This window comes from Rickettsia honei RB, assembly GCF_000263055.1.
Taxonomy (GTDB): Bacteria; Pseudomonadota; Alphaproteobacteria; order Rickettsiales; family Rickettsiaceae; genus Rickettsia; species Rickettsia rickettsii.
Genome location: NZ_AJTT01000001.1, coordinates 1 through 17,572 on the forward strand (window position 1 = coordinate 1; position 17,572 = coordinate 17,572).

A 17,572-nucleotide genomic window follows, 5' to 3' on the forward strand; every position below is an offset into this window, starting at 1 on the left:
CAAAGTTTCTTAATAGATATAGTAACAGATTTGGCTTGCAGTATAGTAGCAGCAAGGCATGAGAGAAAGCATGGAAATAAAGTAATTAGTATAAACGATATTATTCGCAATAAAATTGGAATGGAAGATTTAGACGATAACTTAAAGAAAATAGTTATTATTAAAACACAAGAACGTAGAAACGAAATAATAAATCTCTCAAAAACACCTATATCAAATTCTGATTCTACTAGATTTCGAGCTAATATAAAAGAATTAGGTAATGTAGTTAAAGAATTTGGGCTTTCTAAAGTTATAGAAAGACATGATCAGGATAATATAGCTGCGCAACTAGCTTTAAAGGACTCTATTTTATTTATTGAATCTTTATATACAAACCGTGATGATATATTGAATGAAAAAAGTGATATATTTTTTAGAAGAAGATAATATAAAGAAGAAAGTTTTTGGCAGATAAGTTTTATACGGGATAAGCAATAACAGCACTAATAAAACATAATGAAGTTGCTTAAATACCAAAAGGTTAAAATTATATGCTTCTTTAGGATTAAAAAGCCATTTATTATTACAATTTTTAATTTTTATTTTAATTGTAATCAACTATTATTAATAAAAATAAGAAATGACTTTTATGGAAGATTTAAGCTCTTGGAAAGAAAAGTTTGAAACTTGCGTTTACGCTAAAAAACTATTAGACAACATCGAATATTTAAATGCTAAAGTAAAAAATCCTGTTGATATAGAAGAAGTTAAAAAAGGTATCTACTACGCTCGCAAGTATCACGGCTTACAGTCAATTAGGCGATCCTTATTATTCTCACCCGATTGAAGTAGCGATTATGCTCGCAGAGTTTGTAGCCGAAGAAGCTCCTAAGCTTTATAATGCTATTATGCTGCAAGCTGCTTTACTGCATGATACTATTGAAGATACAGCACTGACTGCAGAAGTAATAACTATTGGACCGGAAGTAGCAAAGCACGTAGAGGGTTTAACTAGAATAAAACCTTACGGAAAAATAAGTAGTGAGAAAAGTCTGAATTTGCTAGTTAGACAAAAAATATATGATACAGTATTAATAAAGTTCTTTGACAGAATGTATAATTTACAAACTTTAGGTGCTAAATCACCTGAAAAAATGAGGAAAGTTTAATTAGTGTTGTAAAAATTGCTGTGTATATAGAGGTACATGAAATAAAACAACAATTAATTAAACTGTGCTACAAATAAATTTTGATGAATAATTTCTGCAGGGCTATAATTAACAGTATTTTTAATATATTAGCACAATAAATATATGATACATAAAATGCTACAGGACCTGTACAATCTAATAAAAAAAACGCTATAATAGTTTTAATATTACTTTTATCTTCTTAGGATCAATATTAGCTTGTTCTAAAGTTTTTCTTAAATATCGTTTAGCATCCACAAACTCCGGTGTTTCTCTAAGCGAAATTCTCCCGATGACTCCTACTATAGTGATTCCAGCACCGATTAAAAAAGCTATACGCCAAAAAACCAAATGAAGTAACTAAAGAAGCTAAGCATAATGCTCCAAAACCACCTAATATACAAAAACTATCTAAAGTTGTTACATTGGATATTGTACAGGTGGTTTAATAAATTCAGTTAAATATACATCTGCTCCTATTACTTTCCCCATTGAGGACATGCCTTGTGCCATACGGCATGCTATCATAACCCATGTAGCTACAATTCCTATTTCATCATAAGCTGAAGATTTGCCATAATAAAACAAGCTATAGTTATAAGCAAAGTAGTTATTATTATAGTTGATTTTCTTCCTATATTATCACCAAGCCAACCAAAGATTAATGCTCCTATCGGTCTAAATACATATGTTGAACATAATGCAGCTGCTTCATAGATTAGAGCAGTCTGAGGATCAGCTTGAGGAAAAGCTCGTTGAGAAGCACTGCTGCCATATGTACATATAAATATAAATCAAAATATTCAAGAAAAGTGCCAATAGACAAAATACCTCATGCTTGTTTTGGTTCTCTATTTAAACTTGTTTGTGCTTTCTCATAGCCGAGCATAAATTCTTTATAAAAAATTAAATTGTAAAGAAAGCTATACTGTTTTATATAAAAGTCAATAGGAAATTTCGCTTTATACGAAAATCAGAAAGTGAAGTGCAACTTATTATTAATTTATGTTATCCATTTTGTCAATATAATTGCACTAGTTTAAAGCGGTATGTCTGTGTACCTGAGCATTCATCACAAGCCCAAAGCCGATTAGCATGGATGCGATCATTGTTCCGCCGTAAGAAATAAACGGTAGCGGTACGCCTACTACGGGAAGCAAGCCCATAACCATAGCTATATTAATAAATACGTGAATAAATAAGATTGAAGTAATACCTATTACCATTAATTTACTAAAAATCTCTCGGCAATTTGCGGCAATTAATAAAGAAATAGTTATAAGTGCAAAATATAATATTAGTAAAAACATTCCTCCTATAAAGCCGAACTCTTCAGCGAAGGTAGCAAAGATAAAGTCAGTTTGATGTTCGGGAAGAAAATCCAAATGGCTTTGGCTACCTTGATTTAAACCGCGTCCAAATAGGCTACCTGAACCTATAGCGATTTTAGACTGAATAATATTATAACTAGCACCGAGCGGATCATGTTCAGGATCTAAAAAAACCATTACCCGTTTTTTTTGATAATCATACATCATATTCCAAGCAATAGGTAGGCTAATAAGAGCAGCAAGACCTAGTATTATAAAATATTTTATTCTAAGACCTGCCGCAAAAAATATAATTGCCGAAACAATTAAAACAATCATTCCCGTACCTAAATCTGGTTCTCTAATTATTAGAAAAGCCGGTATTAACACTCCTATAATCGGTATAATAACTTTATACAATTTTGTAAGATCATCAATTGTTAGTGAATGGAAATATCTAGCAAGCATTAGTACAACGGCGATTTTTATCGGTTCGGAAGGTTGAAGCTTAACTATACCGATATCAATCCATCTTTTACCGCCCATGGCAGTTGAGCCGAAAAGCTCCACGGCTACTAGTAAAGCGAGTACGCACAAATAAAAGATATACGATAACCTAAATATTATGCGTAAATCAATTAATGCAATAATAATAGCTAAAGGCAAGAATATACAAAAATTTATAATTTGTTTGTAAGCCCAGGGCTGCAAATTACTATTTGCTGCAGAATAAAGCACAATGAAACCAATACAGCAAATTAAGCTAATTAGTAAAATTAAAGTAATCGGTAATTTTTGTAATTGTTCTAGATAATTTTTATGCATTTTTTTTGTATTCAGTAGAGGTGTTGTATGTCATTCCTGCAAAAGCAGGAATCCAGTACTTTAAAGCTTTTTAAAAGCTCAATTTATTGCGCTTGTTCCTGGCTTCCTGCTTTCGCAGGAATGACATAACAGGATTCCAGCAACAAATCTGCTAACTAAACCTCAAAATCAAACACCTTAAAAATAAATACTAATTCGTCAGCTATCTCTTTCAGATAATCAAAACGACCGGCAGAACCTTTATGTCCCGTATCCATGTTTGTTTTTAATAATAAGGGATTATTGTCCATTTTTAGTGCTCGTAATTTTGCTACCCATTTAGCAGGTTCCCAGTAACCTACACGTGGGTCGGATATACCGCAAGTAACGAATAGAGCAGGGTAGTTTTGTGCTTTTACGTTATCATAAGGGGAATATGATTTAATATATTCAAAATATTCTTTCTCTTTCGGATTACCCCACTCATTATATTCCAAGAGAGTTAACGGTAAGCTTTCGTCAAGCATGGTACTCAAAACATCAACAAACGGTACATGCGCGATTGCTGCTCTATAGATTTCCGGTTTTTCGTTGAGTATGTAACCGATTAACATACCGCCGGCACTACCGCCCATTATTACTATATTGTTGTTACTTGTATATTGCTCGTTAATTAAAGCTCTACTACAGGCTATGAAGTCTTCAAATGTTCTTTTTTTGGTTAAAAACTTAGCAGCTTCATACCAATCATGACCTAGATCATCGCCACCTCTAATATGAGCAACTGCGTAAATAAAACCGCGATCGGCAAGTGTCACTGCTGTATTTCTAAAATTGACGGGCATAGCGATGCCATAAGCACCGTAACCCATTAGATATAAAGGATTTGAACCGTCTTTTTTAAATAAAGATTTTTTATAAAACAAGGTTATAGGTACTTTTACATCTTCATTATCTGCAAATATTCTCTCTACTTTATACTCCTCCGGGTTAAAGCCTGAAGGTATTTCGTGGCTCTTTAATATCGTTAATTTATCGCTATTAAAATCGTAGCTATAAGTGGTATTGGGTCTTGCTAGAGAAGAGTAATCTATTCTGATATCGTCTTCCTCAAAGTTTGTAGAAAAACTACTTGCTTGGAAACTTTCGTCAGGAAAATGAATTGTATTTTCTTGTAAATCTTTAAATCGCTTTATTTTAATTAGCGGTAAACCTTGGTCACGATAGTTTAAGATTAAATAATTATTTGTAACATTAAAGCTTTTTAAATATTTGTCTTGTTCTTCCTTAATATAAATATCATCCCAGCTAGTATTTTCAAAATTATTTACCGGCAGTTTTATAACATGGAAATTTTTAGCTTTATAATTAGTTTTAATATAAAAATAATCGCCATTATATTCTATTTCATAGAATATTTTGTTTTCTGCAGCTCGTACTAATTTAGGCGTAAAACTATCATCCTGCATAGAAATTACGTAAATTTCATTTTCATTATGATCGCCTGAATTTATAAAAATATATTCATGACTTGCTGATTTCTTGCAGCTGATAAAATGAAGAGGGTTTTTTACCTCAAATATTAATTTATCCTGAGTGACCTCTTCACCTAGACGGTGAAACATTACCTTATCCCAGCGTTGATTCTCATTAATAGTAATATAGAAAAAGCCGTTTAAGTGTTCATGCCAAATTATAGTAGGAGCTACAGCTAAATCTCGATCGCTTGATACAAGCGAATTTTGCGACATTCGCCTATGCTCAGGTACATTTGTACGTTCCGCAGGCTTGTCCTGCAATTCATCTTGTCTGAAGCGATTGAGATTTAGCTGTACATTGCCTAATTCATCAGGTAAGTATTTTTGTTCTTTAAGGTTGTATATTTTGATATTGTATTGTTCATTACCTGTAAAATTAACACTATAAGCCATTAAATTGTGATCAGGTGACATTGCAACTGTAGCAACATCAGTAAAACTGCTATTTGGAGCAAGAAGGTTGACATCTAATATTACTTCTTCTGCTGAATCCATATTATTATGCTTTCTGCAATATATCGGATAATTTTTATTCTCCTCTACTCTATGGTAATAGTAATAATCTTTGTTCTTAACATAAACCGATTCATCCTCTAATTTAACCCGTCCTTTTAATTCTTCAAAAATCTTTTCCTTATCATTTTGCAGATCGGCAAAGAAATTTTCGGTATATTGATTCTCAGCTTTTAAATAATCTAAAATTTTAGAGTCTTCTACATTTGGCCACTTAGGATCACGCAGCCAGTGATAATCATCGTTTATTGTTGCTTCATGAACTTCAAAGCTGTAATTTTGTTTGTCTGTTATTGGTGGTTTCATGTTTTTTATTTTTTTGTGTTGTTATGGCTAAAGTCGTCATTGCGAGGAGCCGTAGGCGACGTGGCAATCTAGTAAAATAATAAAAAAATTCTGTAATCAGAATTGTTTACTAGATTGCTTTGTTGAAACTTACAGTTTCTTCTCGCAATGACGATTTTGGTATCTATACAACAATGACATCGAATTATTGTAGTGTTAAAATCAAACTAATTAATAGGAATAATACAATCAATATAGCAGTTTGCTGATTATGCCAAGCAGATATTTTACTTAAAATATTATCCCAAATAACCTTAAAATTAAGATATTCTGCCGCATCTTCGTTATTGTCTGCCGTTTCTTTATATTTATCGATACTGAAATATATAAATTTTTCAATATATTGGTATAGGTCAAGGTTTATGTTTTCTGTCGAAATGCGTGGTATTTTTCTAAATATTAAAGCCAATAACAGTGAGATTGCAAGGATCACTAGCTTAAAGTTAGCAGTATGTGATATTTGAATAGGGTAGAATAAACATATGCATAAAGTTATGATGCAGAAAGAGAGGTAGGTTATAGTTCTTATGTCCTTCCCGCGAAAGCGGGAATCCAGAAATATTATAAAGCTTTTATTTTTAAGGTTTTTACTGGATTCCTGCTTTCGCAGGAATGACATAAAGAGAGACGGGAATGATGTAGAACTCTCCATCAACAACCCAAATAATACGGTACAAGTCGCTATCTTGGAAAATAGCATTACACTATTCTCGTTTAAAATATTAGCTATTTCATCTTTAATATAAGAAGAACTAATAGGTAGTATAGATGTATAGATCAATATACTAATAACAAATCCGCTTAATAAAATAAAATTAATTTGAGTATTCTGAAGATCTTGGTAATTTTTAATATCATACTCATCTTCTATATAAGCGAAATATAAAGCAAATAATCCGTTATATAATATATGTATGAATATAAAGCTTGTAATAAGATAAGCTATATTTGGAGAGTTTATGCTAATAGCCGTTAATATAAAACCAAGCTGTGATACGGTAAGATAACATATTAATCGTTTAAGTTTTTTTTCAATTAGAGACAATACTAATCCATAAATGATCATTGATATCCCAAAAAACTTTAATATCTCAAGACCGCTAAATAATTTTAAAATGATAATTAAAATAACTTTAGTAGTAAAACTAATTAAATATACAATACCGCTACTTGAAGCTATAGGATAGCAATGAACCACCCAGCCGTTTACAAAAATAGCCGAGGCATTAATTAAACAACCTGCAAGTATGAATATTGCTGGTAACTCAAAATTATTTACTGATTCCGTTAAAGAGGTAAAAGTCGTATTACTTGTTGTTTGGATTAGAAGAGTCATACCGATTAAGATTAGCCCGCTGCTGAATAAATGAGTAAGGAAATATTGACGTGCCGGTTTTATCTTTAATTGGTCACAAAAAATAATTATGCAGGCAAAAATCGTCATGAATTCAAGCGAGATTATCATGGAAATAAAATCAGCTGCAAATACGCATATAATAGAGGATAAACAGTATAAACTACCGATTAAGCATTCTAATTTTCTATTTTGGGAAATTGTATAAAGATTTAAGATAGCAGTAACAATTAGAAATGCTAGAGCTATTAGCTGATTTTGTGGGTGAAAATCAAACATAAGCTCAAAATTAGTAAGCGGAAATGTACACTTGGTATTTTGAATAAACATTTTAATCCTTAGAAGAAACTGTTAAAACCTCTAGTCCCTGGATTCTTTTAAAGTCTTTTACATTTAGAGTTAATATCAGAAAACCTTTTGTAATAGCCGTTGCTGCAATAAGCATATCATGAGTTCCTATAGTTATACGTTGTGTGTATAAATCATGAGTAATACGTGCATATGTATATACTTCTTCAATACCGAAAGGTAATATAGTAAACAGACTTTTTATGTATTCTATAAAAGCTAAACATTTTATACGTTTATTCTCATTCTTGACTCTATCTACTCCTATTAATAGTTCAGTTAACACAATAGGGCTAATATAAGTCTGACCGTAATGTGACCATTGCTTAGTACTTACCTTTTCTCTTTCTAAAGCTATAATTATAGCAGTATCAATAATTAATCCCATCTTTCAACCAATTTTTTAATATCTTGTTTAGTATTGTGTCTTATTTCTTCGCGATTTTTCATGAATTGATCAGCATCTTCAGGATCAAGATGTGGACCATTTTTAAAAGCTTCCTCTAAGTCTCTTACTGCTACAGAAGGCTTGATTTCTGCAGGCGTAATCCTTGCTACGATATGATTACCTTTTTGAACGTCAAAGCTTTCGCCTTTATAGTAAACTCTATTCATAATATCTGAAAAAGATCGTACAAATTCTGTTGCTCTAATAATTTGTGCCATATTTATCCTCAAAAATAATTACCATATTTATACCTTTGATACTTCAAGATTTGGTACGTCAAATTTCGGGATTCGCCTGTGCTCACTATTGTACGCTGTGTAGGCGCACTGCTTATTTGACTTCCAACTTTTGAAGTATCTACGGTATACATATTATATGATTATGTGTAGATTATGTAAATATGTTTATGTAATATAAGCTAAAAATTCTCTGATTAAGATTTGAATAAAATAGAAAAGAGTTACGGCACAGCAGCATATTATTATACTAATTTGCATAGAGTAGGGGAGTGGTTTTGTTACGCTAGATTCTACTAAAGAAGGTTTATAAATAGAGCTTAATATTTTGAGCAGGTAAAGGCTTGAGAATATACTACTAGCTATTACGACAATCATAACAATGATTTGATTCTGTTCGCTTGCGGCAAGTAATATTGAGAATTTGCTAATAAATCCGCTAAAGATAGGTATACCGATTAATGATAATGAAGAGATAGATATAATAAAAGAAATTAAAGGAAATTCTTTGGATGTACCATGTAAATTCTGTACTTGATCGGCTTGCTTTAAACTGTAAATACTTCCCATACTATAAAATAAGCAGATTTTTGTAAAAGAATGTGAAACTAAATGGAGTATTGCGGCTCCAAGTGCCTTAGGTGTTAACATGAAAGCACTAAGCAATGCAAGGCTTAATTGGTTCATAGTGGAGTAGGCGAGTATTTTTTTGATATTATACGTGTCTAGGGCTTTGATTGAGCTATAAAATATGCTTACTATCGGTATAAAAATTAACCAGTTAAACTCGGCAAATATCATTTGTAAATACGATAAACCGAATATATATAATAGGATTTTGTAAATACAAAATAATCCGGTTTTAACCACTATTACGGCATGCAGCAAACTACTAATGGGGTAATGTGCAACCATTGCAGCAGGAAGCCATGAATGCACCGGAAAAATTGCAGTTTTAGCAATACCGCAAATAAACATTAACAATAAAATAATTGACTGGTTTTTGGAAAAATAATTTTCTACTAAACTCCCACTTGCAAAATCTCCGTTACCGGTTTTAGTATAAATAATTATCACTGCCGGTAAAAATAATATTGTGGCAGAAATCATCAGAATTTTTAGATATTTATATAACCCGCTAAGTACTATATTATTTTTGGTATGTCCTATTAAAAAAGCTGTAGAAATAGTTAAAAGCTCATAGCAAATAAACATCGTGAATAAGTTGCTAGATAAAGCAATTAAAACACCGATTAGAATAGTGAAGTTAAAGAAAAATAAGAATCTAGAAGAATAGTCTATATTATTAATAGCAAGATATTTAGGAGTGTAAAGTAAAGCACAAATCCATAAAAAGCCTATTAAACTTAAGAAAATAAGCCCTAAAGGTTCAAGATGGAATCCTATAGAGTAATTACCGAATATATTAAATTCAAATCCTGCTCTAATACCTTTTAAAAACAACCAGTCTATAATTAAAATATTACCGAAGAAAAAAATAGCGATAGTAATAAGTAAAAAATTACGTATAAAGCTATCTTTTTGAGTGGCATACGGGCTAGTTAAGTTTAATGCACCAACTAGCAAAGTTGATAGAATCAAAAGACTCGGAGTAGTAAATTGTGTAATCATGATAAGCTGTTATACTTTTTTTGATAGTATGGTTAGAGCATTACCTGTATGGCTTTCTATGTCATGCCTAGCTAAAAGTGGGGAAATCCAGAAAAAGCGAGATAAATCGTGCTTTTAGTTTTAAAAACTTACTGTGTTTATATTTTTTAATTACTGGATTCCCGCTTTCGCGGGAATGACAATAGTACCATTTTATAATGGTAAAATAACGATCCTACAGAGCTAAGTAAAATTATAATAAAATCTAATAGTAGATTTTGTGTTAATAATAATTCAAGAATATTTACTTTGATAAAAAATAATGGACTGATAGGTAAGCCACAGCTGCACATAATAGCAATTATTATTAAAACTTTGTTAGGCTCTCTTTTATAGCTTCCATTATAAGCATCTATCAAGAAAAGAGCTATTTTATTTATACTATCCGCAAGTAATAAACTTGGTAAAACTATTATACCGTTTTCGGTTACGTATAATAAAAATACGTAACCTATTTGAGTGCAACATGAATAAATTATAATATTCTTGAAATCTTTTGTTTGGTAAGCAAAATATGGGGCTATAATAAGAGTAGCTAAAGCGATAGGTTTTATAAAATTTGTAATAGCCGTTTTAATTGTCTCATAGCCTATAATAATATAAGTAAATTTATATATTATATATATTCCTATTATAGTAGAAATCCCTGCTAAATATACTAAAATAACTGAAGCCGTGTTATTATAAGCTCTCATCATCCAAAAATGCATAGGGAAAAAAGCTGTTTTTAAAATAGCACCTATTAAGAAAAAACCGATAGCTATAGTGATTATACGGGGATTAGTATGTTCTTGTAAATACGCTGCAATTTCTGCCATATTCAAACTACCCGTAATGCTTAGCAAAAATCCTATAGATATAAGAATAAGAGTTGCACCGATACTACCTATTATCAAATAATCAAAAGCTCCGATTAAAGATTTTGGATTATTACCTGAGGCTATCAGGACATAGCTACTAAGTGCCGAAATCTCTATAAATATATATAGATTAAAAAAATCATGAGTAGCCATCATCCCTAAATAGCCCGTATGAGCGAATAATAATATACCGTAAAATAAAGATTTTCTATTATTGTTTATATATTTTAAGATAGTTTGATTAGTAATCTTATGACAAAAAACTAAAAAGAACAATAAAACCAAGTTAAGATAAATAATAATAGCTTGGTTTAGTGCATTTAGCCGATATTCTATTCCTATTTTTGAAGTCCATCCTCCCATGGTGTAAGATAGCTCCGTATTTTGTATAATGCTATATCCATAAACACTGACCAAAAGGCTAGATAAAATACAAATTGTAGTAATTATTCGTGCAAAGGTAATAAAGCGAAAAGATATTATTGAGAGTAAAGCCCCCAATAAAGGGAATAATATTTGTATGATAGGGACATGGTTAGCTAGAATCATTTATCAAAATTAATTTCATTTTCTGATATTGTACCAAAATGTTTATAAATTTGATATATTAAACTTAAAGCTACGCTAAGAGTAGCAAACCCAACTACTATAGCAGTTAGCATTAATACATGAGGCAAAGGGCTAGTGTAAGTAGTGATGCCCTCTTGGAAAATAGGTACACCGCCTGTTTTAATTTTTCCGATACTTAAATAAAATACTAACACCGAACTTTGAAAGATTCCAAGCCCGATAATTTTATGAATATAATTACGACTTGTAAGCATTATAAATAAGCCGCTAGTTAGTAAGATCAAGGCAAAGAAATATATTAAATTATGCATAATTATATTGTTATTGTAAGAAAAGTATTGTTACGTGCATCAGTTTCATCGTCATTGCCGCAATGACGTTGGTAAACATTAATACGCTTTGAAAGACTGATTAAATACGCATGTGACTTTTTTGCCCTTACGTATAGCGAGCTTAGGAAAAACCTGTTCAAGGATCACCATATTAGGATTATCTTGAGCAAGGCGATAATTTACTAAAGATTCTCGAAGTGAATCATCTACAGCAAAAATACCGGAAATTTCAGCGTTTTTATCTCTAAATTGCAGATAAGTAAACTCGCCGTCATCAAAAATTTTAGTAGGAGCTATTTCTTCGCTGCCGCTAATATAGTAATTAAAGTTATATTTTTCAGGATGAGTCAGGTCGGGACTTGCTAGGGCAGCAGAAAAAGTTTGCATATGACCGCTCATATTGTCATTTTCGTCATCCGGATAAAGAAACTTTACGTTAAAGACCATTTCAGGATCACGCATATCAAGAGTTTCGGCGGCATATAGTTCAAAGAAGTACGTCCGTTTATTAGTAATTAAAGTCATATTAGTAGTAGCATCCGGTTCCATCGGTTTAATAAAAATCCTATGACCGGCAGGTACTATTTGCCATGAAGTAGTATCTCCCATAGAAATACTTACTATTTCCTCGTCCTTTGCTAGTTCTATACTTGCTTGATAGCCGTAATATCCTGTGAATTTGAAAACATCGTCAGGGTTATAAGTCATAACTCTTAGACGTGGGTCTCGACCTAGAGGTCGTGATATAGTAAGAGCCAATACATCTAATGTAAGTATTATAAAAGTACAAAATATTATTAGTTGCTTCATATTATTTCTGATTTTTATTCCTTAATAACTTTAGCTTGTAACTAGTAACGGTAAAATTGAACGGCATATCAGGTGATGTATTTGTACTGATAGAATCCATTATAAATCCGATTCTTGCTTCCCATACCATATTTTCTAAAATTGCATCCGTACTATTTTTTGCCAATGATTCAAAAGTAACAACTGCCTCGTTATCGTTTATATTGTTAATTGATAATATATTAATTGAGCGTCTATATAGTTTTTGATATCTTATGACCGGTGATAATGGGTTATCAATATTCATAAAATTAGCAAATTGCATATACACAATACTCGTAGAAGTATTTTTGATAAAGGTAAATTGTTCTTTTAATATATCGTAATTGTATTCTTCTCGTTGGTTTACATAATTCTGAAGCATAATATTTGCAATAGAGATATAAGGCGTTACTAATGTTGAATGTTTAGTATTAGTAACGGCAGCTTGTTTTTCGGTATCATCTTTTATTAAATAATTTACTTTTTTGTTTATAGGTAGCAATATGTTGATATTTATACAAGCTAAGGTTAATAATAAGGTAAAAATCGTGCATATTAAAAGCAGAAGACTTCTATGACTTAACGGTAAGATATACTTAAAGTTATACCATTTTCTTGCATCAATAAAATATTCGCCGGATTTTATATATTCTTGTATTGCGTTGGTTAATGGGTCCATAATTACTAGATTAATATCTAATTTTATTCTGTTTTAACACTCTATCATAATTATTATAATATGATTATGATTTAATTTAATGTTATTTAAGCTATAAAATAAGTTTATATTGTTGCTACAATACCAAATATTGTTTAACTTTAAAATTAAAATAAATAAATTATAAATTAAAATTATACAATAACAATTATTGATGGTAGTTATTATGTTATAATCATCCCACTTGAAAAATTGGCGAAAATGTCTTTATAAGTCCGCAGGTAGCCACGTATTAATAAGTATACGCTCTTCTCCTAAGCTGAACTTCGTATAACTACTTTTTATGTACTTCAGAGTATAATAGTTTACAATCTTTTTAATATTTTTTTATATTTATAAATAGATTTTTTGAAAAAAATGCTTGTGAACTATTGTATAGTAAGGTAATTTTAAAATAGTAACAAGATAATTTAATAATGTATAATTAGAATGTTAAAATCATTAAAGCTTCTATTAGTATTAATTATGCTTGCTCAATTGTTGTCATGTACCCCTTCAGCTCCTTATGAAATTAAAAGCCCGTGCGTTTCTGCTGATATAGATAATGGTTCGAGTGTAAGCGTAAATCCTTGTATAAGAAGACCTGTTAATTCAGTAAATATAGTATAAAAGTAATAGTTTTACACAATAACAATGTAATAATAAAAATACCTTTGATATGAATAATATATTTGGCTTCTTTAAATCAAGTAATAACTCGCAAAGCGGTTCAGGAGATACACAAACGCAAGAAAGTATTAAATCGGCTAATCCTTTAAAAATTACTCAGAATTGGTATGAAGAGCGATCTGATAAGTTACTTGTTCAACGTAACTTACTTATTATATTAATAATGCTACTAACCATTTTTATGGTTATAGCAACTTTAGTAATAGCCTTTGTAGTGAAATCTAAACAGTTTGAGCCTTTTGTTATTCAGCTTAATAGTAATACCGGACGTGCCTCAGTGGTAGAACCTATTTCATCACCAGTGTTAACGGCGGATGAGTCTCTTACAAGGTATTTTATAAAGAAATACATAACGGCACGGGAAACATATAATCCGGTTGATTTTGCGACGATAGCTCGTACGACAATAAGATTATTTTCAACAAGCAGTGTTTATTACAATTATCTTGGCTATATAAGAAATAAAGATTTTGATCCTACTTTAAAATATAAAGAAGAGAATACTACATTTTTAGTAATAAAATCATGGTCAAAAATCGCAGCAGATAAATATATAGTTAGATTTTCCGTAAATGAAACATCAGGAAACCAATTAGTTTATAATAAAATAGCGGTAGTAAGTTATGCTTATGTGCCTATGCAATTAACAGATTCAGAACTTGATGTAAATCCGGTAGGGTTTCAAGTGAACGGATATAGGGTAGACGATGACAATAGTTAGATTTTATTTTTTAGTTTTTATATTATTAAGCGGTTTTACAGTACAACGAGAATGTCCACTTGTAGATGATCCATGTAATAGTAGTAATAATTATGTAGATGATTTATCTATAACTAAAGATAATAGGATAAAAACTTATATATATAATCCAAATGAAGTTTATTTATTAGTTTTGCATTTTGGCTTTCAATCGCATATAGAATTTGCTAAAAACGAAGAAGTCCAAAATATAATTCTTGGGGATGCTTATGCTTGGAAAATAACTCCTTTGGCAAATAGATTATTTATTAAGCCTCTTGAAAAAGATATTCGTACAAATATGACTATTATAACTAATAAAAGAATATATGAATTTGATATCGCTTCTACGGAACTTATGATGGGTAACGAAAGGGATTTAGTATATGTAATTAAATTTTACTACCCTAAGAAAAATAGTAATTACATGGCAAGATTTTAATCGATGTCATTTCTGCGTAGATATGTCATTGTGAGCAGCCGTAGGCTGCGTGGCAATCTCATGCAATATACAAACTCCTGAGATTGCGGACGTACAATTGCTCTGAGGTTTCCTCGCAATGATGGAAAAATCGATCCACGCAACAATGGCAATAAAAACACTTTAACTAATATAATTTAGATATGGCTGAAGAGCAAAATAACAATCATAATACCGGTTTTTTATCAGGAGCAGATTCTCCTGAAGTACAAAGAGAATTATCAAAAGTTTCGGTTAGCTTTAATAAGAGTATTGCGATAGTAGTCGTAATTTGTGGTATTTTTATATATATTTTTTATACTCTTTTTTTCGGTACTGAAAAAGAAGAAATACCGGAGACTCAGATACCGAGTAATATTGTAAAACCTGTTACGGAGGTTGATGATAATATTCCGGAGATTCCAAAGTTACCTGATCCGCCTAAGCTTGAGACGCCCACCGCTCCTCCACCGCCTCCCCCTCCGGTAGTAAAAGTTCCACCGGTCTTACCTCCTACTACTCCTGTAGAAGAGAATAAAGACAAAACGCTTCCATTGCCGCCGGTTTCGTTGCCTTCGACTTCAGGAACGTTAGTTGAGAGCGATGCAGAGAAGCAACGTCGTGAAGCAAAAAGAAAATCAGCTATAGTGTTAATTGGTGGTGTAGAGCCTAAAAAAACACCGGAACAGATTACGGCAGAAACGACCTTTAAAGATCGCGGTGATATGTCTTTGGTTCTCGGACGCGGTAAATTAATTGATGCAGTCCTTGAGACGGCAATAAATAGTGATCTTGGCGGTGAAATAAGAGCCATTATTAGTAGAGACGTATTTTCTGAGAAAGATAAAGTGATATTGATACCGAAAGGGTCAAAAATATTCGGTAAATATGCAACCTCAACTTCGTCCGATAGTTATGGTAGAGTTTCTATAATATGGGATAGAATCGATTTAACGAGCGGTTATACTATAGAATTCGACTCACCTGCAGTTGATAATTTAGGTAGACCAGGATTACAAGGAAGAGTTGATAATAAATATAAAGAACAATTTGCAAATGCCGTATTACAATCTGGCTTTAATATAGGGCTTGCTAAAGTCCTTGATAAGTTAGTGCCGCCTCCTATAGCTTCTCAGGCTGCGGCTACCAATAGTGCTACGGCAAAACAATTGTTAAATACTGCTCAAACTATTGCGTCTAATACCGCTATGGATGCAAATACTAGGATAGTTACAATTTGTACTAATATACTTGCTGCTATTACCGATAAAACTTCGACTGCTTATACTACTATGACTCAAGCATGTACAACCGCACAAACTGCTTCTTCAGCGAATACTGCTGAGCAGAGACTTCAAACCTTAGTACAGGCAGTTAATACGGCAGCTTCAAGTTTGCTTACTACTACCTCTATAGCATCAACTCCGACGCAAGCACAACAAGCTTCTACTCAAGCTTTTACGGATGTAACGAATGTTGTAAAAAATATGATAACTCAGCAGCAGTTTAAGCCGACGACAACGGTTAATCAAGGTACGCCGGTTAGAATATATGTTAATAAGGATTATAAATTCCCAAAAGCCGTTTTATTAAAATCGAAGGTAATGAAATGAATGAAGAATTTGCAGCCTTAGAGACGTTTTTACTTCCTTTTAAACATTTATTTGCTGAAGACGGTATTAACGAAATTATGGTTAATAAGCCCGGAGAAGTATGGGTTGAAAAAAAAGGCGATATATATTCTAAGCAAATACCGGAACTGGATAGCGAACATCTACTTGCATTAGGGAGTTTAGTCGCTCAATCTACTGAACAGATGATTTCAGAAGAAAAACCACTTCTTTCGGCAACTTTGCCGAATGGCTACCGTATTCAAATAGTATTTCCTCCTGCTTGTGAGATAGGACAAATCATTTATGCTATAAGAAAGCCTAGCGGTATGAATCTAACTTTAGATGAATATGCTAAAATGGGGGCATTTGATGATACTGCAACAGAGAGTTTAGTAGATGAAGATGCAGTAATTTTAAATAATTTCTTAGCTGAAAAAAAGATTAAAGAATTTATTAGACATGCAGTTGTTTCAAAGAAAAATATCATAATTAGCGGCGGTACTTCAACCGGTAAAACTACTTTTACTAATGCGGCACTCACTGAAATACCTGCAATAGAAAGATTAATTACTGTAGAAGATGCTCGTGAGGTTGTGCTATCACGCCATCCTAACAGAGTGCATTTACTGGCTTCCAAAGGAGGACAGGGGCGTGCAAATGTTACTACTCAAGATTTAATAGAGGCCTGTTTGCGTTTAAGACCAGATAGGATTATAGTAGGTGAGCTTCGAGGTAAGGAAGCTTTTAGTTTTTTGCGTGCTATTAATACAGGTCATCCCGGTTCAATATCAACACTGCATGCTGATAGTCCCGCTATGGCTATTGAGCAGTTAAAGCTTATGGTTATGCAAGCAGATCTTGGTATGCCGCCTGAAGAAGTAAAGAAGTATATTTTAACCGTTGTAGATATCGTTGTGCAGTTAAAACGCGGTAGCGGTGGGAAAAGATATGTTTCGGAAGTATATTATAAGAAGAACAAGAACGCTGAGGGGATGGTTTAAAAACGTCATTGCGAGGAAATTACGAAGTAATTGACTAAGC

General features: G+C 32.0%; 19 protein-coding genes and 2 pseudogenes. 7 read left to right on the top strand and 14 right to left on the bottom strand.

Going from position 1 to position 17,572, the window contains the following annotated elements; translation table 11 throughout:
* The first annotated feature begins 30 nt into the window (after window positions 1–30).
* A complete protein-coding gene (locus WSW_RS0100005) occupies window positions 31–429 on the top strand; it encodes a hypothetical protein (protein WP_032850154.1) in 399 nt (132 codons plus the stop codon).
* 202 nt (window positions 430–631) lie between these two features.
* Window positions 632–1,151: pseudogene (locus WSW_RS1000000108910) on the top strand (HD domain-containing protein).
* 192 nt (window positions 1,152–1,343) lie between these two features.
* Here WSW_RS1000000108910 and WSW_RS1000000112450 read toward each other — a convergent pair.
* From WSW_RS1000000112450 to WSW_RS0100065, 14 genes and pseudogenes are all read right to left on the bottom strand, one after another.
* The gene (locus tag WSW_RS1000000112450; RefSeq protein WP_238528393.1) at window positions 1,344–1,523 is read right to left on the bottom strand and encodes a hypothetical protein; all 180 of its coding nucleotides are present in this window, start codon (window positions 1,521–1,523) and stop codon (window positions 1,344–1,346) included.
* Window positions 1,524–1,592: 69 nt separating this feature from the next.
* Entirely contained in the window at window positions 1,593–1,760 is a 168-nt protein-coding gene (locus tag WSW_RS1000000112455; protein WP_238528394.1) for a proline/betaine transporter, read from the bottom strand.
* Window positions 1,721–1,963, bottom strand: coding sequence for an MFS transporter (locus WSW_RS1000000113725; protein ID WP_338000707.1), 243 nt, complete (start codon window positions 1,961–1,963; stop codon window positions 1,721–1,723). The genes WSW_RS1000000112455 and WSW_RS1000000113725 overlap by 40 nt, the downstream gene beginning before the upstream one ends.
* Window positions 1,964–2,206: 243 nt before the next feature.
* The gene (gene rodA / locus WSW_RS0100020; RefSeq protein WP_016916595.1) at window positions 2,207–3,307 is read right to left on the bottom strand and encodes a rod shape-determining protein RodA; all 1,101 of its coding nucleotides are present in this window, start codon (window positions 3,305–3,307) and stop codon (window positions 2,207–2,209) included.
* Window positions 3,308–3,462: 155 nt separating this feature from the next.
* Window positions 3,463–5,643, bottom strand: coding sequence for a prolyl oligopeptidase family serine peptidase (locus WSW_RS0100025; protein ID WP_016916596.1), 2,181 nt, complete (start codon window positions 5,641–5,643; stop codon window positions 3,463–3,465).
* 184 nt (window positions 5,644–5,827) lie between these two features.
* Window positions 5,828–7,366 (bottom strand): proton-conducting transporter transmembrane domain-containing protein, encoded by a 1,539-nt coding sequence (locus WSW_RS0100030; RefSeq protein WP_016916597.1) that lies wholly within the window; start codon window positions 7,364–7,366, stop codon window positions 5,828–5,830.
* 1 nt (window position 7,367) lies between these two features.
* Window positions 7,368–7,772, bottom strand: coding sequence for a ribonuclease VapC (gene vapC / locus WSW_RS0100035; RefSeq protein WP_016916598.1), 405 nt, complete (start codon window positions 7,770–7,772; stop codon window positions 7,368–7,370).
* Entirely contained in the window at window positions 7,763–8,050 is a 288-nt protein-coding gene (gene vapB, locus WSW_RS0100040) for a type II toxin-antitoxin system antitoxin VapB (RefSeq protein WP_012150592.1), read from the bottom strand. The genes vapC and vapB overlap by 10 nt, the downstream gene beginning before the upstream one ends.
* A gap of 30 nt (window positions 8,051–8,080) precedes the next feature.
* Window positions 8,081–8,199: pseudogene (locus tag WSW_RS1000000111330) on the bottom strand (palindromic element RPE5 domain-containing protein); the annotation flags it as partial.
* A 37-nt stretch (window positions 8,200–8,236) separates the two neighbouring features.
* On the bottom strand, window positions 8,237–9,700 hold the full coding sequence (locus WSW_RS0100045) for a proton-conducting transporter transmembrane domain-containing protein (RefSeq protein ID WP_016916599.1): 1,464 nt from the start codon (window positions 9,698–9,700) through the stop codon (window positions 8,237–8,239).
* A gap of 146 nt (window positions 9,701–9,846) precedes the next feature.
* Window positions 9,847–11,148: a proton-conducting transporter transmembrane domain-containing protein gene (locus WSW_RS0100050; RefSeq protein WP_016916600.1), complete on the bottom strand. Its 1,302-nt coding sequence runs from the start codon at window positions 11,146–11,148 to the stop codon at window positions 9,847–9,849.
* Window positions 11,145–11,480, bottom strand: a complete 336-nt coding sequence (locus tag WSW_RS0100055) for a Na+/H+ antiporter subunit C (protein ID WP_010977038.1) — start codon at window positions 11,478–11,480, stop codon at window positions 11,145–11,147. Before WSW_RS0100055 ends, WSW_RS0100050 begins: the two co-directional genes overlap by 4 nt.
* 78 nt (window positions 11,481–11,558) lie before the next feature.
* Window positions 11,559–12,311: a P-type conjugative transfer protein VirB9 gene (gene virB9, locus WSW_RS0100060; protein ID WP_016916601.1), complete on the bottom strand. Its 753-nt coding sequence runs from the start codon at window positions 12,309–12,311 to the stop codon at window positions 11,559–11,561.
* 1 nt (window position 12,312) lies between these two features.
* The gene (locus WSW_RS0100065; RefSeq protein WP_016916602.1) at window positions 12,313–13,011 is read right to left on the bottom strand and encodes a VirB8 family type IV secretion system protein; all 699 of its coding nucleotides are present in this window, start codon (window positions 13,009–13,011) and stop codon (window positions 12,313–12,315) included.
* Between the two features lie 468 nt (window positions 13,012–13,479).
* Here WSW_RS0100065 and WSW_RS0100070 point away from each other — a divergent pair, with 468 nt between their 5' ends.
* The 5 genes from WSW_RS0100070 to virB11 all read left to right on the top strand — a co-directional run bounded on the left by WSW_RS0100070 (window position 13,480) and on the right by virB11 (window position 17,532).
* A complete protein-coding gene (locus WSW_RS0100070) occupies window positions 13,480–13,659 on the top strand; it encodes a DUF2706 domain-containing protein (RefSeq protein WP_016916603.1) in 180 nt (59 codons plus the stop codon).
* Between the two features lie 49 nt (window positions 13,660–13,708).
* Window positions 13,709–14,440: a VirB8 family type IV secretion system protein gene (locus WSW_RS0100075; protein ID WP_016916604.1), complete on the top strand. Its 732-nt coding sequence runs from the start codon at window positions 13,709–13,711 to the stop codon at window positions 14,438–14,440.
* A complete protein-coding gene (locus WSW_RS0100080) occupies window positions 14,427–14,900 on the top strand; it encodes a TrbG/VirB9 family P-type conjugative transfer protein (protein ID WP_004996190.1) in 474 nt (157 codons plus the stop codon). The genes WSW_RS0100075 and WSW_RS0100080 overlap by 14 nt, the downstream gene beginning before the upstream one ends.
* A 182-nt stretch (window positions 14,901–15,082) precedes the next feature.
* Window positions 15,083–16,531 (top strand): TrbI/VirB10 family protein, encoded by a 1,449-nt coding sequence (locus WSW_RS0100085; protein ID WP_016916605.1) that lies wholly within the window; start codon window positions 15,083–15,085, stop codon window positions 16,529–16,531.
* Window positions 16,528–17,532, top strand: coding sequence for a P-type DNA transfer ATPase VirB11 (gene virB11, locus WSW_RS0100090; protein WP_016916606.1), 1,005 nt, complete (start codon window positions 16,528–16,530; stop codon window positions 17,530–17,532). Before WSW_RS0100085 ends, virB11 begins: the two co-directional genes overlap by 4 nt.
* The last annotated feature ends 40 nt before the right edge of the window (window positions 17,533–17,572 follow it).

Excerpts from the sequence above, each read along its gene's own strand:
- virB11 (WP_016916606.1), top strand. The coding sequence starts at position 16,528 with ATGAATGAAGAATTTGCAGCCTTAGAGACGTTTTTACTTCCTTTTAAA.
- rodA (WP_016916595.1), bottom strand. The coding sequence starts at position 3,307 with ATGCATAAAAATTATCTAGAACAATTACAAAAATTACCGATTACTTTA.
- WSW_RS0100025 (WP_016916596.1), bottom strand. The coding sequence starts at position 5,643 with ATGAAACCACCAATAACAGACAAACAAAATTACAGCTTTGAAGTTCAT.
- WSW_RS0100070 (WP_016916603.1), top strand. The coding sequence starts at position 13,480 with ATGTTAAAATCATTAAAGCTTCTATTAGTATTAATTATGCTTGCTCAA.
- vapC (WP_016916598.1), bottom strand. The coding sequence starts at position 7,772 with ATGGGATTAATTATTGATACTGCTATAATTATAGCTTTAGAAAGAGAA.
- WSW_RS0100045 (WP_016916599.1), bottom strand. The coding sequence starts at position 9,700 with ATGATTACACAATTTACTACTCCGAGTCTTTTGATTCTATCAACTTTG.
- vapB (WP_012150592.1), bottom strand. The coding sequence starts at position 8,050 with ATGGCACAAATTATTAGAGCAACAGAATTTGTACGATCTTTTTCAGAT.
- WSW_RS0100080 (WP_004996190.1), top strand. The coding sequence starts at position 14,427 with ATGACAATAGTTAGATTTTATTTTTTAGTTTTTATATTATTAAGCGGT.
- WSW_RS0100030 (WP_016916597.1), bottom strand. The coding sequence starts at position 7,366 with ATGTTTATTCAAAATACCAAGTGTACATTTCCGCTTACTAATTTTGAG.
- virB9 (WP_016916601.1), bottom strand. The coding sequence starts at position 12,311 with ATGAAGCAACTAATAATATTTTGTACTTTTATAATACTTACATTAGAT.
- WSW_RS0100075 (WP_016916604.1), top strand. The coding sequence starts at position 13,709 with ATGAATAATATATTTGGCTTCTTTAAATCAAGTAATAACTCGCAAAGC.
- WSW_RS0100065 (WP_016916602.1), bottom strand. The coding sequence starts at position 13,011 with ATGGACCCATTAACCAACGCAATACAAGAATATATAAAATCCGGCGAA.
- WSW_RS0100055 (WP_010977038.1), bottom strand. The coding sequence starts at position 11,480 with ATGCATAATTTAATATATTTCTTTGCCTTGATCTTACTAACTAGCGGC.
- WSW_RS0100050 (WP_016916600.1), bottom strand. The coding sequence starts at position 11,148 with ATGATTCTAGCTAACCATGTCCCTATCATACAAATATTATTCCCTTTA.
- WSW_RS0100085 (WP_016916605.1), top strand. The coding sequence starts at position 15,083 with ATGGCTGAAGAGCAAAATAACAATCATAATACCGGTTTTTTATCAGGA.